The sequence below is a fragment of the Methylobacterium sp. Leaf466 genome, from assembly GCF_001425565.1.
Taxonomy (GTDB): Bacteria; Pseudomonadota; Alphaproteobacteria; order Rhizobiales; family Beijerinckiaceae; genus Methylobacterium.
Map to the genome: position 1 here is coordinate 1 of NZ_LMRC01000013.1, position 22836 is coordinate 22836.

19 protein-coding genes are annotated in these 22836 nt (G+C 71.3%); 13 read left to right on the forward strand and 6 right to left on the reverse strand.

The window, feature by feature from the left end:
- Positions 1-895, forward strand: an 895-nt coding sequence (locus tag ASG59_RS08085; RefSeq protein ID WP_277996107.1) for a flagellin, incomplete at its 5' end; no start/stop codon positions are given.
- Positions 896-1001: 106 nt separating this feature from the next.
- Here the strand turns inward: ASG59_RS08085 and ASG59_RS08090 are convergent.
- Positions 1002-1685: a winged helix-turn-helix domain-containing protein gene (locus tag ASG59_RS08090; RefSeq protein WP_055880159.1), complete on the reverse strand. Its 684-nt coding sequence runs from the start codon at positions 1683-1685 to the stop codon at positions 1002-1004.
- Between the two features lie 273 nt (positions 1686-1958).
- Positions 1959-2870, reverse strand: a complete 912-nt coding sequence (locus tag ASG59_RS08095; protein ID WP_055880166.1) for a LysR family transcriptional regulator — start codon at positions 2868-2870, stop codon at positions 1959-1961.
- A 131-nt stretch (positions 2871-3001) separates the two neighbouring features.
- Between ASG59_RS08095 and ASG59_RS08100 the strand changes: the two genes are divergently transcribed.
- From ASG59_RS08100 to ASG59_RS08120, 5 genes are read left to right on the forward strand one after another with little or no spacing between them, the layout of a single operon-like run.
- A complete protein-coding gene (locus ASG59_RS08100; protein ID WP_056408121.1) occupies positions 3002-3949 on the forward strand; it encodes an NrtA/SsuA/CpmA family ABC transporter substrate-binding protein in 948 nt (315 codons plus the stop codon).
- Positions 3946-4800: an ABC transporter permease gene (locus tag ASG59_RS08105; RefSeq protein WP_056408124.1), complete on the forward strand. Its 855-nt coding sequence runs from the start codon at positions 3946-3948 to the stop codon at positions 4798-4800. The genes ASG59_RS08100 and ASG59_RS08105 overlap by 4 nt, the downstream gene beginning before the upstream one ends.
- Positions 4801-4838: 38 nt before the next feature.
- Positions 4839-5618 (forward strand): ABC transporter ATP-binding protein, encoded by a 780-nt coding sequence (locus ASG59_RS08110; protein ID WP_056281517.1) that lies wholly within the window; start codon positions 4839-4841, stop codon positions 5616-5618.
- Positions 5615-6520: a polysaccharide deacetylase family protein gene (locus ASG59_RS08115; protein WP_056408125.1), complete on the forward strand. Its 906-nt coding sequence runs from the start codon at positions 5615-5617 to the stop codon at positions 6518-6520. Before ASG59_RS08110 ends, ASG59_RS08115 begins: the two co-directional genes overlap by 4 nt.
- On the forward strand, positions 6513-7346 hold the full coding sequence (locus ASG59_RS08120) for an alpha/beta hydrolase (protein WP_056408128.1): 834 nt from the start codon (positions 6513-6515) through the stop codon (positions 7344-7346). Before ASG59_RS08115 ends, ASG59_RS08120 begins: the two co-directional genes overlap by 8 nt.
- Positions 7347-7371: 25 nt before the next feature.
- Here ASG59_RS08120 and ASG59_RS08125 read toward each other — a convergent pair whose 3' ends face one another.
- Entirely contained in the window at positions 7372-10380 is a 3009-nt protein-coding gene (locus ASG59_RS08125) for an EAL domain-containing protein (RefSeq protein ID WP_056408131.1), read from the reverse strand.
- 1050 nt (positions 10381-11430) lie between these two features.
- Between ASG59_RS08125 and ASG59_RS08130 the strand changes: the two genes are divergently transcribed.
- A complete protein-coding gene (locus ASG59_RS08130) occupies positions 11431-11958 on the forward strand; it encodes a MucR family transcriptional regulator (protein WP_055880185.1) in 528 nt (175 codons plus the stop codon).
- A 171-nt stretch (positions 11959-12129) separates the two neighbouring features.
- Here ASG59_RS08130 and ASG59_RS08135 read toward each other — a convergent pair whose 3' ends face one another.
- The 3 genes from ASG59_RS08135 to ASG59_RS08145 all read right to left on the reverse strand — a co-directional run bounded on the left by ASG59_RS08135 (position 12130) and on the right by ASG59_RS08145 (position 14757).
- A complete protein-coding gene (locus ASG59_RS08135; RefSeq protein WP_055880187.1) occupies positions 12130-13005 on the reverse strand; it encodes a cobalamin B12-binding domain-containing protein in 876 nt (291 codons plus the stop codon).
- A gap of 228 nt (positions 13006-13233) precedes the next feature.
- The gene (locus ASG59_RS08140) at positions 13234-13422 is read right to left on the reverse strand and encodes a DUF2934 domain-containing protein (RefSeq protein WP_055880189.1); all 189 of its coding nucleotides are present in this window, start codon (positions 13420-13422) and stop codon (positions 13234-13236) included.
- Positions 13423-13587: 165 nt separating this feature from the next.
- The gene (locus ASG59_RS08145) at positions 13588-14757 is read right to left on the reverse strand and encodes a dimethylmenaquinone methyltransferase (protein ID WP_056281527.1); all 1170 of its coding nucleotides are present in this window, start codon (positions 14755-14757) and stop codon (positions 13588-13590) included.
- A gap of 177 nt (positions 14758-14934) precedes the next feature.
- Between ASG59_RS08145 and ASG59_RS08150 the strand changes: the two genes are divergently transcribed.
- The 6 genes from ASG59_RS08150 to ASG59_RS08175 all read left to right on the forward strand — a co-directional run bounded on the left by ASG59_RS08150 (position 14935) and on the right by ASG59_RS08175 (position 22618).
- On the forward strand, positions 14935-16338 hold the full coding sequence (locus ASG59_RS08150) for an alpha/beta fold hydrolase (RefSeq protein WP_056408188.1): 1404 nt from the start codon (positions 14935-14937) through the stop codon (positions 16336-16338).
- On the forward strand, positions 16335-17879 hold the full coding sequence (locus tag ASG59_RS08155; protein ID WP_056408136.1) for a GMC family oxidoreductase: 1545 nt from the start codon (positions 16335-16337) through the stop codon (positions 17877-17879). Before ASG59_RS08150 ends, ASG59_RS08155 begins: the two co-directional genes overlap by 4 nt.
- A 96-nt stretch (positions 17880-17975) precedes the next feature.
- The gene (locus tag ASG59_RS08160) at positions 17976-19070 is read left to right on the forward strand and encodes a catalase family protein (protein WP_056408140.1); all 1095 of its coding nucleotides are present in this window, start codon (positions 17976-17978) and stop codon (positions 19068-19070) included.
- A 138-nt stretch (positions 19071-19208) separates the two neighbouring features.
- Complete coding sequence (locus ASG59_RS08165) at positions 19209-20420, forward strand: major royal jelly family protein (protein ID WP_244472274.1); 1212 nt, start codon at positions 19209-19211, stop codon at positions 20418-20420.
- A 24-nt stretch (positions 20421-20444) separates the two neighbouring features.
- Positions 20445-21413 (forward strand): SMP-30/gluconolactonase/LRE family protein, encoded by a 969-nt coding sequence (locus tag ASG59_RS08170; protein WP_244475671.1) that lies wholly within the window; start codon positions 20445-20447, stop codon positions 21411-21413.
- Between the two features lie 26 nt (positions 21414-21439).
- Positions 21440-22618 carry an L-dopachrome tautomerase-related protein gene (locus tag ASG59_RS08175; protein ID WP_056408147.1) on the forward strand — a complete coding sequence of 393 codons (1179 nt, stop codon included), beginning with the start codon at positions 21440-21442 and terminating at the stop codon, positions 22616-22618.
- Positions 22619-22836: the final 218 nt, after the last annotated feature.

Consider the following 22836-nt stretch of genomic DNA (forward strand, 5'->3'; position numbering starts at 1 on the left):
CGGCACCATCAACTTCTCCGAGATCACCGTCGATGTGAACGCGATCAAGCTCTACGACACCAACTCGGCCAGCGTTCAGACCGCCGCCACCGCCGCCCAGGTCACCGGCACCACCTCGCTCACCGGCACCGCCGGCTTCGGCTCGGGTACCGGCACCGCCAACTTCAGCGGCACCAACGAGGTCAAGATCACGCTGACCACCTCGGCCGGCGCCAACGACATCACCCTCAACGCCTCCACCCTCGCCTCCGCCGCCGTGAACCTGGCCGCCGTCACCACCGAGGAGTTCATCTCGGCGATCAACAACCAGATCGCCGCCTCCTCCAACATCGCCGGCACCGTCACCGCCGCCCTCGACACCTCGGGCCGCCTGTCGTTCACCACCACCGGCGCCGGCGCCACCGAGACCGTCTCCGTCGCCAACGGCACCGTCACGGTCGGCAACACGCTGGTCGACGTCGGCTTCGGCACCGGTACGGCGGGCACCGACACCCGCTCGGGTGCCGGCACCGCCGCCGGCACCACCACCGCCCGCGGCATCCTCGACACCGTGTCGGGCGCCTTCTCGGTCGACAGCATCGACATCAGCGCCCTCACCGGCACCGCCGGCGATGCCAGCCTGAAGGCGATCATCACCCAGGTCGACAAGGCGATCTCGGCCGTCACCAACGCCGGCACCAAGCTCGGCGCCAACAAGACCCAGATCGACGGCCAGAAGACCTTCGTCGACACCCTGATGAAGGCCAACGACCGCACCATCGGCATCCTGGTGGACGCCGACATCGAGGAGGAGTCGACCAAGCTGAAGGCCCTGCAGACGCAGCAGCAGCTCGCCGTGCAGTCGCTCAGCATCGCCAACTCGTCGAGCCAGAGCATCCTGTCGCTGTTCCGGTAAGATCTCCTGCCTTCGCCCCCGGCCGCGCCGGGGGCGGAACCGAAACGGAAAAAGGCCACGCTTCCTGCCGGAAGCGTGGCCTTCGTCGTCGGTCGCTCCCGCGTCGTCAGCCGACGAAGGTGTACCCGGCCAGGCGCTTGGCCTCGATCGGGTCGTAGCCCAGCCGCATGCGCAGCTTCTTGCGCAGCTTGCTGATGTGGCCCTCGACCACGCTCTCCTCGACGTCGGTGTCGTGCTCGGCATAGACCGCGTTGAAGATCTGCAGCCGGCTGAGCTGGCGGCCGCGGTTGCGCGCGAAATACTCCAGGATGTGACGCTCGCGCCGCGGCAGCATCAGGCTCTGCCCGTCGATCTCCGGGTCGCGGCCGTCGGCATGGACCGTGAGGCGGCCGGCCTTGTCCTGGGCCGGGGCGGCCACGCCCTCGCTGCGGTTGGCCCGGCGGCGGATGGCGGCGGCCCGGGCCAGGATCTCGCGGACATGGACCGGGCGGCGCACGACGTCGTCGATGCCGGCGGTGAAGAGGTCGAGGGTCTGCTCGAGGGAACGGGTCTCGTTGAGCGCGATGATCGGAGCGTGGGTCAGGCTGCGGATGGCGGCCGTGAAGCGGGTCCGCTCCTGGTTCTCGCCGAGCACGAAGCCTTCCACCGCCTGCAGGTCGTCCGATCCGGTGGTGCCGAGCCAGGCCTGGAACTCCTCGGCCCGAAGGCCGAGGGCGCGCACGCCCTGCGCGTCGAAACCGGCGAGGTACTCGGTGGCTACGGAAGACCGCTCATCGACCACGATGTACATTGTCGCGCATTGCCCCACTGAAACCGGGAGTGGGACGATAAGATCGCCGCCACGGCAGTCGTCTCGAGCGAAGATCGAGTCGATATCGGCGTGGCATCGGCAAAACGACTTGCCGTTGCTTCGCTTCCGATCTCTTCGACTGGGTCAACTCAAGATTTCGTGTTGACACCGTTCTCGTCGGGGAATGGTTAATTTTCGATTAAGTGGCGTTAACGAAATTCTTCCGCTGCCGGATCGTCCCTGTCCCGTCCCGGCACCTGTGGCGCCTGCGCATCAGGCTCCGGCGGGCGGGCCGTAGCGGTGGTTGAGGCTGTTGGCGAAGCGGTCGGCGAACTTAGCGGTGGCCACCGGCAGGGTGCGCCCGCGCAATTGTCCGAGGATCAGCGACATCGGCTCGAGGTCGCGCGCGTCGATGGGCCGGCGGCACAGGCGCGGGTCGTCGGGGATGCCGCTGGGCACCTGGAGGCTCACGGCGTCCTCGCGCAGGACGAGGTTGCGCAGGAATTCCAGGGAGCTCGATTCGATCGCCGGGCGCAGCGGCGCCCCCTTGCGGGCCAGCGCGTCGTCGAGGTGGTGGCGGATGGCCAGCGACCGGTCCGGCAGCGCCATCGGGTGCATCAGGCACTCGCGCAGGCGCACCGGCCCCTCGTCCCGGGAGAGCGGATGGCCGGCCCGCATCAGGGCGTAGAGGGGCTGGCTGCAGGAGAACAGCACCTGCAGGTCGGCCGAGGGCGGCGGCTGCAACACGAGGGCGAGGTCGGATTCGAACTGGGCGAGGGAGGCGATCGCCTGGAGGTGGTCGCGCACCAGCACCGTGAAGGTCACCAGCGGGAACGGCGCCCGGTAGGCCTCGACCTCGTCGGGGACGACATGGTTCACGAAGGCCTGGCTGCAGGCGAGCTTGACGTGGCCCCGGCGCACCCCGGAGAGGTCGGCGATCTGCGAGCGCACGCGCTCCAGGTCCGAGACCTGGTCGCGGATGTGGCGCACCAGCAGCTCGCCGGCGGCGTTGAGGCGCATGCCCTTGGCGAACCGCTCGAAGATCGGGGTGCCGAGCTCGTATTCGAGGTCCTGGATCTGCCGGGTCAGGGCCGAGGGCGTGAGGTTGAGCCGCTCGGCCGCCCGCCGGATCGACCCGTGCCGCGCGATCTCCGAGACATAGGTGAGGACGCGCAGGTGCTTCATCGACGGGACTCCGGTGCACGGCGAGGAAGCGTTGCGTTCTCGGCAACGCATCGGTCAGCAAACAGCACTCGCATGCAACAAGGCCTGCTCATAGCCTGGGCCGGACACTGTCGCTGGAACCGGATACCGCCATGATTCGCCGTCGCACCTTCCTGGCCGGCCTCGGCGCCGGACTCGTCGCCGCCCCCGCCGTGGTGCGGGCGCAGGGCTCGAGCGTGATCCGGATGGGCTCGCTCAAGCTGATCCATTCGATCGCCCCGCATTTCTACGCGCAGTTCACGCCGGCCGGCGTCACCGTCGAGGTGATCCCCTTCGAGAGCCCGACCGAGTGCAAGAACGCCGTCGTGACGAAGTCGGTGGATTTCGGCACCTTCGGCATCGCCGCCGGCACCCTGGGGGCGGCCGCCGGCGAGCCGCTGGTAATCGTCGCCTCCACCTGCAACCGCGGCATGGCGATCATCGCCAAGAAGGATGCCGGCATCGCCACCATCCAGGATCTCAAGGGCAAGCGCGTGGCGCTCTGGCCCGGCTCGACCCAGGAGGTGTTCGCCCTCGAGCGGATGCGCATGGAGGGGATGAGCGTGAAGGACATCACGCCGGTGCGGATCTCGTTCAGCGAGATGCACATCGCGCTGGCGCGCGGCGACATCGACGCCTACGTCGGCGCCGAGCCCGCCCCCGGCGTCAGCCTCTCGACCGGGGTCGGCAGCCTCGTCGAATACCCCTACGGCACCGAGATGGGCGCCCTCAACATGGTGTTCGGCGCCCACCGCGACACCATCGCCGAGCGGCCCGACGTGGTGCGCACCATGCTCGACATCCACCGCAAGGGCACCGACTTCGCCGCCAACAACCGCGAGGCGATGATCGCCATGGCGGTGCAGAAGCTCGGCCAGAAGCGCGAGGCGCTGGAGATCTCCGCCCCCAACGTCGAGCTCAAGTGGAAGCTCGGCTCCACCGAGATCGGCCAGGCCAGGATCTATGCCGACCGCATGCTCGCCCTGAAGCAGATCAAGCGCCTGCCCGACTTCTCGACCTTCATCGACACCCGCTTCGTCGACGCGATGAGGGACGCATGAGTGCCGCCCCGCTGGCCGGCCCGGCCGCCGTGACGGCGCCGCCGGCGGCGGCGGCGCGCGCGCCCTGGCGGCTCGGGCGCCTGCGCGAAGGGCTCCTCGCCCTGGCGATCCCGGCGGTGCTGGCCCTGGTGTGGCACCTGACGACGACGGGGCGGCCCTACAGCCTGATCCCGCCGCCCGCCGAGGTCTGGACGGCGCTGGTCGACCTGGCGGTGGGCGGCATCAACGACGACGCCTTCAGCGCGACCCTGCTCACGCACCTGGGGGCCTCGCTGTCGCGGGTGTTCGGGGGCTTCGCGCTGGCCGTACTCACCGCCCTGCCGATCGGGCTCCTCATCGGCCGCGTGCCCCTGATGCGCCAGCTCCTCGACCCGATGTTCCAGATCCTGCGGCCGGTGCCGGTCACCGCCTGGCTGCCCCTGGCCATGATCCTGTTCGGGCTCGGGCCGCGCTCGGCCTACTTCCTCGTCTTCCTGGGCGCGTTCTACCCGATCCTCGTCAACACCATCTTCGGCGTGCGCTCGGTGGAGCCGCGCCTGTTCGAGGCGGCCGCGATGCTCGGCTGCCGGGGCTCGGCCCAGTTCGCCCGGGTGGTGCTGCCGGCGGCCCTGCCGTCGATCTTCACGGGCCTGCGCCTCGGCCTCGGCTTCGCCTGGGTCGTCATCGTGGTCGGCGAGATGACCGGGGTGCAGACGGGGCTCGGGGCGATCATCATGGAGGCGCGCCAGCTCTCGCGCACAGAGATCGTGATCTGCGGCATGATCGTGATCGGCATCGCCGGCTTCCTCTCCGACCGCATCGTCATGCTGATCGGCCGCCGCCTGCTCGCGTGGAGCCCCTCCCATGGATGACCGAGGCATGGATGACCGAGACAGGGGTGACCAAGCCAATGGCTGATGCCACCGTCCCAATCCTCGACGTGCGCAACGTCTCGAAGTCCTTCAGCGTGAACGGCCGCACCGTCGAGGCGCTGAAAGGCGCCAACCTCACCGTGAACCGGGGCGAGTTCATCTGCCTGCTCGGCGCCTCGGGCTGCGGCAAGTCCACCCTGCTGCGGATCGTGGCCGGCTTCGAGACGGCCACCGCCGGCGAGCCGCTGATGTGGGACCGTCCCATCGACGGCCCCGCCCCGAGCCGGGGCATGGTGTTCCAGGACTACGGCCTGTTCCCCTGGCTCTCGGTGCGCGACAACATCGGCTTCGGGCCGAAATCCCGCGGCCGGCCGGCGGCCGAGATCCGCGACACGGTCGCCCGCTACATCGACGTGGTCGGGCTGCAGCGCTTCGCCGACGCCTATCCGCACCAGCTCTCGGGGGGCATGAAGCAGCGGGTCGCCATCGCGCGGGTGCTCGCCAACGAGGCCGAGGTCGTCCTGATGGACGAGCCGTTCGGGGCGCTCGACGCCATGACCCGCGAGCGCCTGCAGGACGAACTGCTGGACCTGTGGAGCCGCACCGGGCTGACGGTCCTGTTCGTCACCCACGCCATCGAGGAGGCGATCTTCCTCGCCGACCGGGTGGTGGTGATGTCGCCGAGCCCGGGCCGCATCGACGCGATCCACACCATCGACCTCGCCCGGCGCCGCGACGTGTCGAGCCCCGCCTTCAACGACGTGCGTCGCATGCTCTCGGCCCAGCTCCACAGCCACCACGCCCGCACGGCGGCATGACGGCCGATCGCCGCCGCCCCGAGCACCGCCTCGCCTACCGCGCGGCCGTCGACCGTCCCAGGATCGCCCTGCCCGGAGGCAAACACCTCGCGGTCTGGCCGGTGGTCAACGTCGAGCACTGGCTCATCGACCATCCGATGCCGCGCCAGATCCTGGTGGCGCCGACCGGTGCCGCGCTCCTGCCCGACATCCCCAACTGGGCTTGGCACGAGTACGGGATGCGGGTGGGGTTCTGGCGCCTGCTCGAGGCGTTCGAAACCCGCGGCATCCGCCCGACCCTGTCGATCAACGGCTCGGTCTGCGAGGCCTATCCACGGATCGCCCGGGCCGCACACGCCGCCGGCTGGGAGTTCATGGGCCACGGCTTCCACCAGGTGCCGACCCACCGGGTCGGCGACGAGCCGGCGGCCATCGCCCGCACCATCCGGGCGATCCGCACCGTCACCGGCGCGGCGCCCCGCGGCTGGCTCGGGCCGGGACTCACCGAGACCCTCGACACGCCGGACCACCTCAGGGCGGCGGGGATCGAGTACGTCGGCGACTGGGTGGCCGACGACCGGCCCTGCCGGCTGTCCACCGCGCACGGGTCGCTGGTGACCCTGCCCTATTCGGTGGAGCTCAACGACATCCCGCTCCTGGCGATCCAGCATCACCGCGCCGACGAGTTCGTGGAGCGCGCCCTCGTCCAGGCCGACCGCCTCGCCGCGGAGGCCGCCGGCGGGGGACCGCTCGGGGGCGCCAAGGCGATGGGGTTGGCGATCCACCCCTACATCACCGGCGTACCGCACCGGATCGGCCTGCTGGAGCGCCTGCTCGACGCGCTCCTGGCCCGGCCGGACGTGGTGTTCCTGCAGGGCGGCGACCTCGTCGACTGGTATCTGGAGAGCGGCGACGATGCCTGATGCCGACTGGCGGACCCTCGACGCCGACGCCCTCGACCGGGCCTACGACAACCGGGGCGCGGTGGCCGACAGCGCGGCGCGCCTCGCCGGCTGGCGCGCCCGCAGCGCGGTCCTGCGAGCCGAGCGCCCCGGCACCCTGGACATCCCCTACGGCCCTCGCCCGCGCAACCGCATCGACCTGTTCGAGGGGGACGGCGGGAACGCCCCGCTCCTGGCCTTCGTCCACGGCGGCTACTGGCAGCGCAACGCGCGCGAGGATTTCGGCTGCATGGCGCTGGGACCTCTGGCGCTCGGGCTCGACGTGGCGCTGATCGGCTACACCCTGGCGCCCGAGGCGACCTTGAGCGAGATCGCGGACGAGATCGGCGCCGCCCTGCGGCTCCTGCGGGCGCGGGACGAGGCCGCCGGCCGGCCCCGGCGGCGGCTGGTGGCGTCGGGCTGGTCGGCGGGCGGGCACCTGGCGGCCCTGTCCTGCCAGTGGCCGGAGGTCGACGCGGCCCTGTGCATCAGCGGGATCTACGACCTCGCGCCGATCCGGCGCACGGGTCTCAACGAGGCCCTGCGCCTCACCGAGGACGAGGTCGCCACCCTCTCGCCGATGCGCCTGGGCGGCCGGCGGGGCGTGCCGGTGACGGTCGCCTACGGCCTGTGCGAGCTGCCCGAACTGCAGCGGCAGTCGCGCGACTACGCCGCCCTGCGGCAGGCCTCCGGCGAGCCCGGCGGCCTGCTGCCGCTGGCGGCCCACGACCACTTCTCGATCCTCGACGCGATGATCGCGCCGGACGGCGCCCTGGCCCAGGCCGCCCTGGCGCTGGCGCGGGGGTGAGGGGTCAGGGGTGAGGGGTCAGGGGTCAGGCCGCGGCCCTGCGGGGGCGCTCGCGGACGAAGGCCCGCGCCTCCTCGGCCGGAAGCGGCCGGCTGAAGAGATAGCCCTGCACCTCGGTGCAGCCTTCCCGGCGCACGCTCTCGAACTGCTCCTGCGTCTCGACCCCCTCGGCGGTGATGGTGGTGCCCCGGCGCATGCCGAGCCCCACCACGGCGCGGACCACGGCGGCCGCATCCGGATCGGCGATGTCCCAGATGAAGGAGCGGTCGATCTTGATCTTGTCGAAGGGGAAGCGGCGCAGGTAGCTCAGCGAGGAGTAGCCGGTGCCGAAGTCGTCGAGCGCGATGCGCACCCCCAGCGCCCGCAGGCGGGTGAGGCAGGCGATCACCGAATCGGCCTCGTGCATCAGCACGCTCTCGGTGATCTCGAGTTCGAGCCGCTGCGGCGCCAGCCCCGAGGCGGCCAGGGCGGCGACCACGCTTTCCTCCAGGCCCGGCTGCTGGAACTGCAGGGTCGAGACGTTGACGGCGATCCGCAGGTCGCCGGGCCAGGAGGCGGCCTCGCGGCAGGCCTCGCGCAGCGCCCAGATGCCGAGGGGCACGATCAGCCCCGTTTCCTCCGCCAGCGGGATGAACTGCTCCGGCGAGACCATGCCGCGGCTGGGGTGGCGCCAGCGCATCAGCGCCTCGAAGCCGCACACCGTGCCGTCGGCGATGGTCATGACCGGCTGGTAGGCGAGGCCGAGCGCGCCGCCGATCACCGCCTCGCGCAGGTCGAACTCGAGGCGGTTGCGGTCGGCGATGGCCGCGTCCATCCCGGTCTCGTGGAAATGGTAGGTGTTCCGCCCGGCCGCCTTCGACCGGTAGAGGGAGATGTCGGCGTTCTTGAGGAGGACGCCGGCGGTCAGGCCGTCGTCCGGCGCCAGGGTGATGCCGACGCTGGCGCCGATCGTCACCATGCGGCCGCTGAGGTCCACCGGCTCGCCGACCGCATCGATGATGCGCTGGGCCAGGGCGGCCGTCTCCTGCGTCCCGGAAGCGGCGGGGGCGATGACGGCGAACTCGTCGCCGCCCAGGCGCGCCACCGTGCCGGCCTCGCCCACCGCGGCCCGCAGGCGCCCCGCGATGGTGGCGAGCAGAGCGTCGCCGGCAAGGTGGCCGAGGGTGTCGTTGACGGTCTTGAAGCGGTCGAGGTCCAGGAAGAGCAGGGCGAGGCGCCCGCGGCCCGCCTTCACCTCGGCGAGGTGCCGGTCGAGGTGCTCGTGGAACAGGATGCGGTTGGGCAGGTCGGTGAGCGCGTCGTGATGGGCCATGTGGTTGACCCGGCGCTCGGCCTCCTTGCGGGCGGTCACGTCGATATGGGTGCCCACCATCCGCAGCGGTCGCCCCTCGCCGTCGCGCGTCACGACACGCCCGCGCGACAGGATCCAGGCGTAGCGTCCCTCCGCCGTCTCGACCCGGTGCTCGCATTCGTAGGCCGCGCTGGTGCCGGCGAGATGGTCCTCGAACGTCCGAAGGGCCTGCGCCCGGTCGTCGGGATGCACCATCTCGGCCCAGGTGCGGACGGTGCCGGGGAACGCCCCGACCGCGTAGCCGAGCATCGTGTAGCAGCGGTCGGACAGCCAGTACGCCCCGCTGGCGACATCGAGGTCCCACAGCCCGTCGCTGCCGCTGTCGAGGGCCAGCGCCAGGCGCTCCTCGCTGACGCGCAGCCGCCCCTCGCTCTCCACGAGGGCCTCGCGCGTCATGCGCAGTTCGGTGACGTCGAGGTTGAGCCCGACGATGCGCGAGGGCACGCCGGTGGCCTCGTCGCGGATGATCCGGCCGAAGCTCATCAGCCAGCGGCAGGAACCTGAGCCGGCGCCGGCGCCGGCGCGCGGCAGCACCCGGAACTCGACCCCGAAATTCGCAGCCCCGGTCCGGATGGCGTCGTGGTCCGCCGCCTCCACCGCGGCGCGGTCGTCGGGATGGATCGGTGCGGTGCGGTGGTTCGCGTCGACCGTCACCGTCGTCGCCCCGGGCGGGACGTCGAGCCCGATCATGCGCGCGCTCTCGGGCGAATGGCGCAGGACGCCGTGCGCCAGGTCCCATTCCCACACCGCCGCACCGGCGGCCTGCTGGGCGAGCTGGAGCAGGTCCGACGTCTGCGAGAGCCGGTCGCGGGCGACGATGATGTCGTCGATGTCGAGGGCGGTGCCGATCCATTCGGCCACACGCCCGTCCCGGTGGACCGGGATCATCACGAGCTTGTGCCACCGATAGACGCCGTCGTGGCGCCGCAGGCGGCCCTCCACCTCGAAGGTGCGGCCGGCGGCCACCGCCTCCATCCAGACTCGGCTCATGCGGGCGACGTCGTCGGGGTGGTTGCGGCTGTGGCGGATGTCGCGCGGGGCGCCATCCTCGCCGTAGTAGCTCCGGAAGCAGGCGTTGCGGTAGGTGGTGCGACGCTCCTCGCCGGCCAGCACCCAGACCATCTGCGGCAGGGACTCGGTGAGGGAGTGGTATCGGGCCTCGCTGTCGCTCAGGGCGAGGTCGGCGCGGGTCTTGGCCCGCAGGGTGTCGTGCAGGCGCAGGTGCGCCAGGACGATTTCGGACAGGTCGTGCAGCTGCCCGATCTCGGACGGCGACAGACGGCGCGGCCGCGTGTCCATGACGCACAGGGTGCCGAGGCGGATGCCGTTGCGCAGGACCAGGGGGATGCCGGCATAGAACCGGATGCGAAGGTCGCCCTGGACGAGGGGATTGTCCCGATAGGCCGGGTCGGCGGCGGCGTCCTCGATGACGAGGGGTGCGTCCGACTCGATCGTCTGGGCGCAGAAGGCGATGTCGCGGGACACGAACGCGTCCTCGATCCCGCAGCGGGCCTTGGTCCAGACGCGATCCGAGTCGACGAGGGTGACCAGCGCGATGGGGACGCTGAACAGGTCGCGGGCGGTCCGGCATACGGCATCGAAATGACGCTCGGCCGCGGTTCCGATCAGGTCGAGAGCATGCAGAGCGGCCAGACGCTCGGCTTCGATCACCGGAGAGGACATCCCGTTCCCTGCATTCTCCCGCTTCGCCGTCGGGATTAAGCGAAATGTCTTGACGAATACCTCCCGCCATCGGTGTTGTCGTTGCGCGTTCGGAGTGCCCGCGCCGGTGCCGGGACCGCCCGGCAGATTCCGCGACGGTCCGTGCGACGAAGACCGCCGACGCCGGCGTCGAACGTCGAAAATGCGCCGTACCGGAAGGCTAGGGCAGGCACCGGCTTGCGACTTCGCCAGCATCGGAGTAGCGCTCCCACGCCGACGGCAGGTTCCGGAGACGCCGCCTCACCCAAGAGACAGTCCAATCTGCAGGGTTGGAAAAACGAATCGGCATCCGATGCGTCACGAAAGGCGATTTTTCCTGTCGGGGGAGACTTGTTCTTGGCAATGGCGCCACCCATGTCGCCGACAGGACGAGGTCAACATCGTCCGGTGGCCCGACTAGTCTGCATCACGATGCATTCCGGCTCGGCACATCGCATGCGGGCCGAGGCGCGGCACGGGACGGTCGCCGTCCCTGTCGGCGTTTCGACTCCGTCGCGGGCCCCATGAGAACAACGACAAGAAACGTCCGCGCGAATCCGGCACCGTCGCCATCGAATCCGCCACGGAGTCGATGCTCGGGCCGCCCGTTCGAAGCAGCGACGGTCGCTTTGATCATCACATCGTGACTCAACGGTGGACGATGGATGGTGATACGTGGCAGCGAAGTGATCGGTGACGCGCTATTGGGAACCACATACCAATTGGCGGTGGAAAATGACCGCTCTATGGGTGCCAGATGAAACTTTGCTCGGTATTGCGTGTTTCCACATCCTTCGACGTGTGAAACGTTGCGGTTGGATCGTTCGATAGCGGCATGGAGGCATGTCGCTTTGTGGCTTTAGTACATGAGGGCCACGAGAGAAGGTTTCCCTACAGAATCTCAGGGCGAGGTATCGGCGACCGTGGTCCGGGACGCGACGTCCCGGGACGGTTTCGACACGACGACGACCGCTGCCGCCGAAGGGGCGGCGCGGTGGATAAAAATGCAAAAGAGAGAGAAGGGTCATAGACATGGAAGACACAGATCAGACCATCCAGGCTGACTATGTCGAACTCGCTGCCGATATCGTTTCCGCCTACGTCTCGAACAATTCGGTTCCGGTGGGAGAATTAGGCAATCTGCTCAGCAGCGTCCACGCGGCGCTCAGCGGCATCGCCGGCGGCTCCGCCGCCGCTCCCAAGGAAGAGCCGGTCGAAAAGCCGACGCCGGCACAGATCCGCAAGTCCATCACCCACGATGGCCTCGTGAGCTTCGTGGACGGCAAGACCTACAAGACGCTCAAGCGCCACCTGACCGGCGCGGGCCTCGATCCGGCCTCGTATCGTCAGCGCTACGGCCTGCCCAGCGATTACCCGATGACGGCGCCCTCGTACTCCGAGCAGCGGTCGGCCCTGGCCAAGAGCCTCGGTCTCGGCCAGCAGCGCCGTGCCCCGGGCGACGCCAAGGCGAGCGAGTCCTCCGAGCCGGCCACCGAGCAGGCCGAGGCCGAGAAGCCCCGGCGCGTCGGCCGTCCGCGCAAGGTCGCTGCGGCCGAGTGAAGGTACGGACCGGTCCATTCGGACCGGCACGCCTCCGTCCAGCCTTCGTCCCCGCATGCCGACTCCGGCTGCGGGGAGTATTCGGTTCCAGGGCCAGCGAGAAACGGGCTTCGCTCGGGCGACGCGCGGGCTCGGTGATACGGTTCCCGCCTGAATCAAGCGGAAGCCGTGTCAGGCGCCTTCCTGCCAGCCGGTCTTGGCACCCTTGTCGAACAGCTTCTGCGCCAGCACTACGGCGGCGGGCGCGTTGAGGGCGGTGGCATCCGCGCCGAGGCGGACGGCGAGACCGGGGTCGGCCGTGAAGACCGGACCGCCCACCATGATGCCGACGGCCCGGTTGCACGACCTCGCCCGGATCGTCGCGATGAAGGCCGCGAGCTCGTCGAGGCCGCGGTCGCAACTCTTGGTCAGCCCGACCACCGCGAACCACCGCCGCTCCACCAGCGAGGCGATGGTCTCCCGAGGAGCCGCCGGTTCCGACTGGACGTTCCAGCCGCCGGCGCTGAGGAACTTCTCCACCATCGCCGCGCCGAACACATGCTGCTCGTCGGGCATCGTCGTCATGAGGACGAGGCGCTTCTTGTTGATCGCCGGCAGACCGTCGGTGTCGTTGAAGACCGCCAGGAGATGCTGGAGCCGACCCACCGCCAGGGTCACGTCGATGAAATCGCAGATGTCCTCGTCCCACAGGTGCCCGAGGTAACGGGCGGCCGGCTCCAGCACGTCGACGAACAGCGTATCCATCGAGACGCCGCGGTCGCGCAGTCCGGTCACGAAGTCGATCGCCGCCTGCAGGTCGGTGCCGAGCACCAGGTGCGCCAGGCTCTGGATCTCGTTGTCGCGCGCGAGCGTCGCGGTGGCCGCCTGGGCCTCGGCGCGGTGGTGCAGGGTCAGGCGGGGAATGACGTCCGCGGAGACGATCCGCAGGAGCTTGGCGCGCCGCGCGAACACGTCGGAACGACGGATGATGTCGGGGGCGACGAAGTGCGCGTCCATCGCGGTGTGCTGCGGCGGAGGCGTCGAGAACGCGGTGTCCTGAGCCGGCATGTCGATTCCCCCGAACGTGGCGTCGCGGGTTTGGCACCCGACTCGTCCTCAAGGTAGACCTCGAAACCGTGACCCGTCTAGGGGGCAGCGTGAAAGCTTGAATCAGGCCAAGCTTTCGCCGTGTCCGTGCAATCCGGCAACTGTGGGATTCTTTTCGGCAACGCGCCGGTATTCCAGAGGAAACCGCACGTTCCAGTCACGCTTTCCCCGAAGTCCGGTTGCTAAAGGTCAGTCCTGGTCCGCCCCCAACGCGACGCGTTCGTCCGCCCGGGAGCGCCGGGCGCGCTCGTTGCGCAACTCCCGCTCGGCCAGGAGCCAGAACTCGATCTCGAAGCCTTCCGGCCGGTGGTGACGCTCCCACAATTCGTAGGCGCGTTCGCGAATGTCGTCGAAGCTGATCCTGGCCTTGCCATCCATGTGCCGCTCTCCGTGCGGATCGGGCGCCGTGGCCGACCGATCGTCCCTGGGGAAGACGCCCGAGGCCGGCGGGCGATCCCTCCTCGGGCGACCCTCCGGCGACGGACGACCCCGCTCGACGAGAGTTCAACCGCCCGCGCGAAGCGATGTTCGGTCCCCCTCGCCCTATCCCTTCCAGTTCTTCAGGGCGCCGAAGGGGCTGGCCGAGGGATCGGGGGCGGGCGGGTTGAGGACCGGCTCCACCTGAGACAGGGCGTCGGCGATCGAGAAGGCCGAGCCGTTGTTGGGCAGGCGGCCGCCGGCCGCGTCCTTGTGGCCGCCGCCGCGGAACCTGCGGGCGCCGTCGAGGGCGGTCTCGTCGTTGGAGCGGAACGAGAGCGAGCCGGTGCGCTGGACGTTGACCACGCGCCGGGCCCGGCCGCTCTCCATGATCCGGTCCGACACCCGCTGGAACATGCCCGAATCGAGCCCGAACGAGAGCAGCGTCCCGTCGGAAAGCGGCCGGAACAGCGTCTCGGAGCGGGCGAGGATGCGGGCGATGCGCATGCGGGTGGTGAGCGAGCGGTCGTCGTCGGGCTCGCCCTCGAGGAGGCGATCGAGGACGCGGGCGCGCAGGGCCCCGACCTCGGTCTCGATCCGCGCCGGCGGCAGGCCCTGGCGCAGGAAGCCGGCCACCCCGCGGAAAAGCTCGCCGACGAAGCGGTCGTGCCAGGGATGGCCCAGCGGCACGAGGTTGGAGACGTTGTCCCAGAACACCTCGTCGAGGACGTGCCCGCCCAGGAAGGTCGGCCGCTCCTTCTTCCACAGGTCGAGGGCGTCCACCGCCTCCACCAGGGTGGCGAGGTCGAGGCCCTGGGCCTCGTCGGGCTCCTGCGTCGCGTAGAGGGCGCGGTGCGCGAAGGCCATGCGGGTGGCGCAGCACCCCTCGTCGATGAGCAGGACGATGGCGGGGTCGCCGAGATCGAACCGCCTGAGGGTCTCCCCCTCGGCCTGCGGGGGCAGGGGGACGATGCCCTGCTCGCGCAGCTGGTCGAGGGACGAGGCGTGGTGGTCGAGGACGACGAGGCGGTGGGCCTGCTCGGGCGCACGCTTGGCGTTCATCGCCGCGAAGGCCTTGAGGAAGTTTACCGCCGGGGCCTCCAGCCCGAGGTCGGTGACGATCAGGAGTTCGGGCGTGCGCGCCGCGGTGAGGCGCTTGAGCTCGACGTCCACCACCGGGCCGATGTCGGAATAGCGCGCCACGTGGACGATCCGCGACACCGGCAGGAAGGCGCCGACCACGGTGGAGGCGGCATAGCCGTCGAGATCGTTGTGGGTGATCTGCGTGGCGTTCACGGCGGGAATCCTCGGCGCGGCGGCCCTCGCCACCAGGTCCGGGCTGCTATGGCGGCCTTGCGGGTGCGGTGCAACGACCGCTTCGGGCACCGGGACGATCGTTCCCGCCCCGGAATGCTGCCAGACGCCGCAACCGGTCGCGCTTGATTGCCGCGCTCCGGGCGCGAGATGGAGCCGATGCCCGATCCAGCAACGCCCCCGCCGACCCTCGTCTGCCTGCATTTCCTCGGCGGCAGCGCGCGGGAATGGGCGCCGATCGCCGCCCGCCTCGATGGCACCGTGGCCTGCCTGCCCCTCGACCTGCCCGGCTTCGGGTCGGCCCAGGACGTGCCCGGCTTTGCCGTCGCCGAGATGGCGGACCACGTGATCGCCCGCATCCGGGCGCAGGCGCCGCGCCGCTGGATGCTCGCGGGCCACAGCATGGGCGCCAAGGTGGCGTTGGCGGTGGCCCGGCGCGCGGAGGACGGCGAGGACGGCCTTGCCGGCCTGTGCGGGCTCGTCCTGCTGGCGGGTTCGCCCCCGAGTCCCGAACCGATGCAGGAGGAGCGCCGCGCCGCGATGATCGCCTGGATCGGCGCCGATGCCGAGACGCGGCGCAGGGAGGCGCAGGGCTTCATCGCCGCCAACGTCGGGGCACCGCTGCCGGAGGCCCTGGCCGGGCAGGCGGTGGAGGACGTGCTGGAGGCCTCCCCCGCCGCCTGGACCGCCTGGCTCGAGGGCGGGGCGCGGGAGGACTGGTGCGCCCGCATCGGCGTGCTGGCGACCCCCGCCCTCGTGGTGGCGGGCGGGCAGGACGCCGACCTCGGCGCCACCGCCCAGGCCTGCCTCATGGCACCGCATCTGGCGCACCATCGCCTCGTGGTGCTGGAGGGGGCCGGCCACCTCCTGCCGATGGAGCGGCCCGAGGTGCTGGCCGCCCTGATCGAGGGGGAGCCCTTCGCCCCGCCGCCCGCCCCGGTCGCGCCCGCGATCCCGGCGGATTACCGCGCGTTGATCGCCTCGCCGCGGGTGAACGGCCGGCTGCGCGCGGCGCTCGACGACCGCGCGGCACCCGACGACCCCGCCTACCGGCCCGCCGTCCTCGACCCGGTGGAACTGGCGATCCTGCGCGCCGTGGTCGACCGGGTGCTGCCGCAGAAGGGCAGCGCGCGCATCGATATCGCCGCGCGCATCGACGCCCGGCTCGGGCGCGGCGAAGGCGACGGCTGGCGCTTCGCCGACCTGCCGCCCGACAGCCAGGCCTATCGCGCCGCGATCCGCAGCCTCGACGGCGAGGCCTGCGGGCGGGCCCACCTGCGCTTCCTCGCCCTCGACGGGACGGCCCAGGACGCGATCCTCACGACGGCGGCCGAGGGCGGGCTCGACGGCACCGGCCTCGACGCGGCGCAGATGACGCTGTGGTTCGAGGAACTGCGATCGGATGTGGTGCGGACCTACCTCGCCCATCCCGCCGCCCTGGCGCGGATCGGGTTCGGCGGCATCGGGGCCGGGGGCGATACCGCACCGGCCGGGTTTGCGCGCGTGGGCGTCGACGGGCGCGAGCCCTGGGAACCGGCAGCGGCCGGGGAGGAGACGCGATGAACCTCGATGGCATGCGGCGCCATGCGCCCTCGGACGTGGTCGATGCCGTCGTCGTCGGCACCGGAGCCGGCGGCGCGCCGCTGCTGGCCAGGCTCGCGGCGGCGGGTCTCAAGGTCGTCGCCCTGGAGGCGGGGCCGAACTTCGACCCCAAGACCTTCGCCTTCGACGAGACGCTGGCCGACGAGATCTACTGGACGAAGGAACGTCTGAGCGGCGGCGCCACGCCCGAGGCGTTCGGGGCCAACAACAGCGGCACCGGTGTCGGCGGCTCCACCCTGCACTGGGGTGCCTTCGTGCCGCGGGCCGACCGGCGCGACCTCAAGCTCCGGTCCGAGAGCGGACAGGGTGCCGACTGGCCCCTCGACTACGACGACCTGCTGCCGTTCTACGAACGGGTGGAGGCCTTCATCGGCGTCTCGGGGGCGCAGGCCTATCCGTGGGACGCGAGCCGGCGCTACCCGCTGCCGCCGGTGGCGCGCAACGCCTCGGCCGAGATCATGGCCGCGGCCTGCGCGCGACTCGGCGTGCGCGCCACCGACGCGCCCGCGGCGGTGGTCTCGCGGGCCTTCGCGGCCGCCGGCGCCGACGAGCGGCCGGGCTGCATCGGCTGCGGCTACTGCCACCAGGGCTGCCGCACCGGCGCCAAGACCAGCATGGACGTCACCTACCTGCCCCTGGCGGTGGCCCACGGCGCCGAGATCCGGCCCGATTGCACGGTCCACGGGATCGAGCGCGACCGGGACGGCCGGGTCGTGGCGGTGGTCTACCGGCACGAGGGACGGGACGTGCGCCAGGCCTGCGCCGCCCTGTTCCTCTGCGCCGGCGCGGTGGAGACGCCCCGCCTCCTCCTGCATCTCGACCTCGCCAACGGCAGCGGGCAGGTCGGGCGCAACTACATGGGCCATGTGGCCACCCAGGTGTGGGGGACGTTCGCGGCCGAGACCCGGCCCAACAAGGGCTACCCCTCCTCCCTCATCACCGAGGACATGGTGCGTCCGGACGACGCCGACTTCGTCGGCGGCTACCTCGTCCAGAGCCTCGGCGTGGTGCCGCTGACCTTCGCCAATTCGGTGGCGCGCGGGCGCGGCCTGTGGGGACGCGACCTCGTCGACTACCTCGCCCGCTACAACCACGTCGCCGGGCTCGGCATCAACGGCGAAACCCTGCCTTCCGAGCAGAACCGCCTCACCCTCGGCGACGAGACCGACGACCTCGGGATGCGCAAGGCGCGCATCGACTTCGGCTACGGCGGGAACGAGGAGCGCCTCGACGCCCATGCCACCCGGTTCATGACCCGCCTGTGGCAGGAGGCGGGGGCGCAGGACATCTGGGCGCTCAAGCGGGTCGCCCATACCCTCGGCACCTGCCGGATGGGCCACGACGGGAAGACCGCCGTTGTCGATCCCTTCGGGCGCAGCTTCGAGGTCCCCAACCTGTGGATCTGCGACGGCTCGACCTTCCCGAGTTCGCTCGCCGCCAACCCGGCCCTGACCATCATGGCCCTCAGCCTGCGCAGCGCCGAGCGGTTCCTCGGCCGATGAGGGCCGCCGACGGGCTCGGAACGTCCGCCCGGACAGGGCGGTTGACCCCTCGATAAGGTCGCTGCCGCGCGGGCGGCCGTCGCACCGGAGAGGCCGATGCCGCTGCACGATCCCATCCCCTACGACGACGATGCCGAGAGCCCCGATCCGGGCGAGGCGGCAGTCCATGAGGAGATGATCGCCACCTTCGCGACGATCCAGGAGACGACGTCCGGCCACTACGGCCACGCGGTGCGCGGGGTCCATGCCAAGAGCCATGGGCTCCTGAAGGGCCGCCTCGAGGTCCGCGAGGGGCTGGCCCCGGCCCTGGCGCAGGGGCTGGTCGCGACCCCCGGCTCCTACGAGGTGGCGCTGCGGCTCTCCACCAACCCAGGCGACATCCTCGACGACAGCGTCTCGACGCCGCGCGGCCTCGCCGTCAAGGTCGTGGGCGTGGAGGGCGCACGGCTGCCCGACTCTCCCGGCACGAGCCAGGATTTCGTGCTGGCGAACGCCCCCGCGTTCGTGGCGCCGGACGCCAAGGCCTTCCTCCGGAGCCTCAAGCTCCTGGCTGCCACCACGGACACGCCGCAGATCTTCAAGAAGGCGTTCTCCGCGACGCTGCGCGGGATCGAGGGCGTGATCGAGAGCCTCGGGGGGAAGAGTCCGACCCTGATCGCCCTGGGCGGCCACCCCGAGACCCATCTCCTCGGCGAGACCTTCTACAGCCAGGTGCCGCTGCGATGGGGCGACTACGTCGCCAAGGTGGCGGTGGCGCCGGTGTCGCTGGAGCTGACCGCGCTCACCGGCGCGGCCCTCAACGTCAACGGCAAGCCCAACGGCCTGCGCGAGGCGGTCCTCGCCTACTTCTCGGCTCACGAGGCGGTGTGGGAGCTACGGGTGCAGCTGCGCACGAACGCGCGGACCATGCCGATCGAGGACGCCTCGGTGCCGTGGCCCGAGCACGAGAGCCCCTATGTCGCGGTGGCCACGATCACGGTGCCGCGCCAGTCCTCCTGGGACGAGGGGCGGATCAAGGCGATCGACGACGGCTTCGCCTTCAGTCCCTGGAACGGGCTCGCTGCACACCGGCCGCTCGGCTCGATCATGCGGGCGCGCCGCGCCGCCTATCCGCGCTCGGCCGACTTCCGCGCGACCCGCAACGGCTGCCCCATCCACGACCCGCGCGACCTGTCGGGGATCAGGGGGTAGCGGGGCGATCGTGGCCGGATGGACCTCCTCGACCCCCCTGACCCCTCGTCGATCTGCCGCGGTCGCCCGAGACCCGCGTCGGTCGCCGGTGGGCCATTCCCGACACCGACGGACCACGTCGCCATGAGACGAGACCCGATGGAACAAGCGCTTATGATGAACCCGATCCGCCGCGTGCGCCCTCTCGCACTTCTCGTCGCCACGACGATGCTGGCCGCCCTTCCCGCCATGGCCCAGGCGCCGTCCGGAACCGGGCCGGTGCTGACCAAGGTCGCGAGCTTCGAACATCAGGTCACCGGCGTCACCGTCTCGCCGGAGGGGCGCATCTTCGTGAATTTCCCGCGCTGGACCGAGGACAGCGCGGTCTCGGTCGCGGAGGTGAAGGACGGCAGGCTCGTCCCCTTCCCCGACGAGGGCTGGAACGGCTGGCGCAACGCGCGCAGGGACGAGGTCTCGGCCGGCGACCACTGGGTCTGCGTCCAGAGCGTCGTCGCCGACCGCCAGGGCAACCTCTGGGTGCTCGATCCGGCCGCCCCCGCCATGGGCGCCATCGTCAAGGGCGGCCCTAAGCTCGTGGCGATCGACCTGAAGACCAACACGCCCACCCGCACCATCGCCTTCGACGAGACCGTGGCACCGCAGGGGTCCTACCTCAACGACGTCCGCTTCTCGCCCGACGGCAGGACCGCCTATCTGACCGATTCCGGGGCCAGGGGCGCCCTGATCGTCCTCGACGTCGAGAGCGGCAAGGCCCGACGCGTGCTCGACGGCCATCCGAGCACGCAGGCCGATCCGGCCGTGACGGTGACCTACGACGGTAGGCCCCTGCGCCGCCCCGACGGCCGCGGGGTCGAATTCGCCGCCGACGGGATCGCACTGTCGGCCGACGGCAAGACGCTGTACTGGCAGGCGATCAAGGGCCGGACGCTGTATTCCATTCCCACCGAGGCCCTGGCCGGCGGCCTCGCCACGGCGCTGCTGCCGACGGCGCTCGCCGGCGATCCGGCCTCCAAGATCGAGCGGGTCGGCGACAACGGGCCGGCCGACGGGCTCATCGTCTCGCGGCGCGACGGACGCCTCTACGTGACCTCGCCGCAGGACGACGCCATCAAGGTCCGCGACCTGTCGGCCAAGGATTCGCCCCTCGCGACCCTGATCCAGGACAAACGCCTGCGCTGGCCCGACACCTTCGGCGAGGGTCCGGACGGGACGCTCTACGTCACCACCTCGCGCATCCAGGATTCGGCTTTCTACAAGCCCGACGCTCCGGCCGCCCTCCCCACCGACCTGTGGAGCTTCAAGCCGAACGCGGCCGAGGCCACCGGGTCGGCCGTGCCGCCCGCCCGCTGAACCGCCCGGACGCGAGACGGAACGATGATGTCACGACGCGACGTCCTGGCGGCCGCCGCCGCGGGGCTGACGACCGCTCCGGTCGCCGCCGGCCCGATCCTGCGCGCCGACGACGCCGGCTTCTCGGCGGTGGTCGATTCCGGCGCGCAGCTGCGGACACTCTATTCCGGTGGGCGCTGGTGCGAGGGGCCGTGCTTCGCCCCGGCGTTGGGCGGCCTCGTGTTCAGCGACGTACGCTCCAACCGGATGCTCGTGCTGGGCGAGGACGGCGAGGCGCGAACGTTCCGTGATCCGTCGAACAACGCCAACGGCAACACCCTCGACGCGCAGGGGCGCCTCGTCACCTGCGAGCACCGCGGGCGCCGGGTGGTGCGGCGCGAGGCGGACGGCGGCCTGACGGTGCTGGCCGATTCCTACGCCGGCAAACCGCTGAACTCGCCCAACGACGCGGCCCTCGGCCCGGACGGGGCGATCTGGTTCACCGACCCGATCTACGGCATCACCGTGCCGGACGAGGGCATCATGGCCGAGCCGGCCCAGTCCGCGCGGCGGGTCTACCGCATCGCGCCCTCGGGCGGGATCGCGGCGATGACCGAGGCCCTCGACCAGCCCAACGGCATCGCCTTCTCGCCCGACGGCCGCACCCTCTACGTGAGCGACACCGGCGCCGCCCTCAAGAACCCCGAGGGTGCCCGGGCGATCTACGCCTTCGCCGTGACGGCCGGTCCTTTGCCGGCGCCACGGGTGTTCGCCACCCTGGAGGCGGGCGTGGCCGACGGGCTCGACGTCGACGAGGCGGGCCGGGTCTATGCCGCCTGCGTCGACGGCGTGCGGGTGTTCGGGTCCAGCGGCGCCCCGCTCGGGCGCATCGCCACCGCGACGGCGGCGGCCAACGTCGCCTTCGGCGGGCCGGACGGACGCCGCCTGTTCGTCTGCGCCGGCCCGGCCGTCCACGCGATCGACCTCGAGGTCCGCGGCGCTCGCTTCGCCTGATTTTCGCCCTCTCGACCGGAGCCCGCATGACCCTCGACCGCCGCCACCTGATGACCGCGACCGGAGCCGCCGCGCTGGCCCTGACCACGCCGGCGGCGAGCCGGGACGGGGCCGCTCCCGGGGACGGCGTGGCGCGTGATCGCACGCGAGGACCGATGGAGCTCGCCCGGGTCGCCCATGCCCCGTCGAACCCCACCGGGCTCGCCATCTCGCGGGGCGGCCGGTTCTTCGTCATGATGCCCCGCTTCGAGGCCGCGGTCCCCTTCACCCTGGCCGAGGTGATGCCCGACGGGCAGGTCCGGCCGTTCCCGGACCTCGCCACCAACGCCATCGATCCGGCACAGCCGCAGGCCCGGCTGTTCCACGTGCCCAACGGCGTGTTCGACGACGAGGACCACCTCTGGGTGCTCGATGCCGGCCTGCCGGACGGCGCGGGGCCGCCGGTGCCGGGGGGGCCCAAGCTCGTGCGGATCGACATCGCGGCGGCCGCGATCCGCCGGGTGGTCCCCCTCGATGCGGGCGTCGTGCCGACCTCCTCCCTGAACGACCTGCGCCTCGACATCGGCCCCGGCCGGGCGCTCGCCTACGTCACCGACCAGGGCCAGGACGGCGAGGGGGCGATCCTCGCCGTGGACCTCACCGACGGCCGGGTGGTGCGGCGCCTGGCCGGCCACGCCAGCACCCGGTCGCAGAAGGGTCTCCTCAAGCTCGTGGAGGGCGAGGCGGTGATGCAGCGCAAGGGCGAGGGCCCGCCCCGCCCCGTCCAGGGCGGCGCCAACGGCATCGCGCTGAGCGCCGACCGCAAGCGCCTGTACTACGCGCCCCTGATGGGCCGGCGGCTGTATGCGGTGGACACCGCCTCCCTCCTCGACCGCCAAGCCTCCGACGCCGCGGTGGCGGCCGGCGTCGAGGACCTCGGCGAGAAGGGCATGACCGGCGGCCTCGCCACCGACGCGCGGGACCGGGTCTACCTCGCCCTGCAGGAGCACAACGCCGTAGGGCGGCGCGACCCCGACGGCACGGTCTCGATCCTGGCCACCGACCCGCGCCTGATCTGGGCCGACACCTTCGCGATCACCGCCGACCGCTGGCTCTACATCACCGCGGCCCAGGTCAACCGCCGCCCCGAGTACAACCGCGGCCAGGACCGGCGGGTGACGCCCTACGCGATCCTGCGGATGCGAATCGACGCCGACCCGGCCTGACATCGGGCGGGGTGCGGCTCACCCCGTCACGGGACACGGCCGCTTTCCCGGAGCAGCGCCGCGCCGCGAGCCGATCCGCCGCAGGCGCAGGCCCCGGCCGACAGGTCACGCGACCCGCTATCGCGCGACCTCCGGGCAACATATGCTAATGCGGACCCGCGAACATCTGTCGTCTTCGCGCTCGACCGACAATCCGTCGCGCACGCCACGTCGTCCCG

Coding starts and splice junctions, on each gene's coding strand:
- ASG59_RS08135 (WP_055880187.1), bottom strand. CDS start 13,005: ATGCCGGCTCAGGACACCGCGTTCTCGACGCCTCCGCCGCAGCACACC.
- ASG59_RS08150 (WP_056408188.1), top strand. CDS start 14,935: ATGCCCGATCCAGCAACGCCCCCGCCGACCCTCGTCTGCCTGCATTTC.
- ASG59_RS08175 (WP_056408147.1), top strand. CDS start 21,440: ATGACCCTCGACCGCCGCCACCTGATGACCGCGACCGGAGCCGCCGCG.
- ASG59_RS08130 (WP_055880185.1), top strand. CDS start 11,431: ATGGAAGACACAGATCAGACCATCCAGGCTGACTATGTCGAACTCGCT.
- ASG59_RS08155 (WP_056408136.1), top strand. CDS start 16,335: ATGAACCTCGATGGCATGCGGCGCCATGCGCCCTCGGACGTGGTCGAT.
- ASG59_RS08090 (WP_055880159.1), bottom strand. CDS start 1,685: ATGTACATCGTGGTCGATGAGCGGTCTTCCGTAGCCACCGAGTACCTC.
- ASG59_RS08115 (WP_056408125.1), top strand. CDS start 5,615: ATGACGGCCGATCGCCGCCGCCCCGAGCACCGCCTCGCCTACCGCGCG.
- ASG59_RS08095 (WP_055880166.1), bottom strand. CDS start 2,870: ATGAAGCACCTGCGCGTCCTCACCTATGTCTCGGAGATCGCGCGGCAC.
- ASG59_RS08140 (WP_055880189.1), bottom strand. CDS start 13,422: ATGGATGGCAAGGCCAGGATCAGCTTCGACGACATTCGCGAACGCGCC.
- ASG59_RS08110 (WP_056281517.1), top strand. CDS start 4,839: ATGGCTGATGCCACCGTCCCAATCCTCGACGTGCGCAACGTCTCGAAG.
- ASG59_RS08105 (WP_056408124.1), top strand. CDS start 3,946: ATGAGTGCCGCCCCGCTGGCCGGCCCGGCCGCCGTGACGGCGCCGCCG.
- ASG59_RS08170 (WP_244475671.1), top strand. CDS start 20,445: ATGATGTCACGACGCGACGTCCTGGCGGCCGCCGCCGCGGGGCTGACG.
- ASG59_RS08165 (WP_244472274.1), top strand. CDS start 19,209: ATGGAACAAGCGCTTATGATGAACCCGATCCGCCGCGTGCGCCCTCTC.
- ASG59_RS08100 (WP_056408121.1), top strand. CDS start 3,002: ATGATTCGCCGTCGCACCTTCCTGGCCGGCCTCGGCGCCGGACTCGTC.
- ASG59_RS08125 (WP_056408131.1), bottom strand. CDS start 10,380: ATGTCCTCTCCGGTGATCGAAGCCGAGCGTCTGGCCGCTCTGCATGCT.
- ASG59_RS08160 (WP_056408140.1), top strand. CDS start 17,976: ATGCCGCTGCACGATCCCATCCCCTACGACGACGATGCCGAGAGCCCC.
- ASG59_RS08120 (WP_056408128.1), top strand. CDS start 6,513: ATGCCTGATGCCGACTGGCGGACCCTCGACGCCGACGCCCTCGACCGG.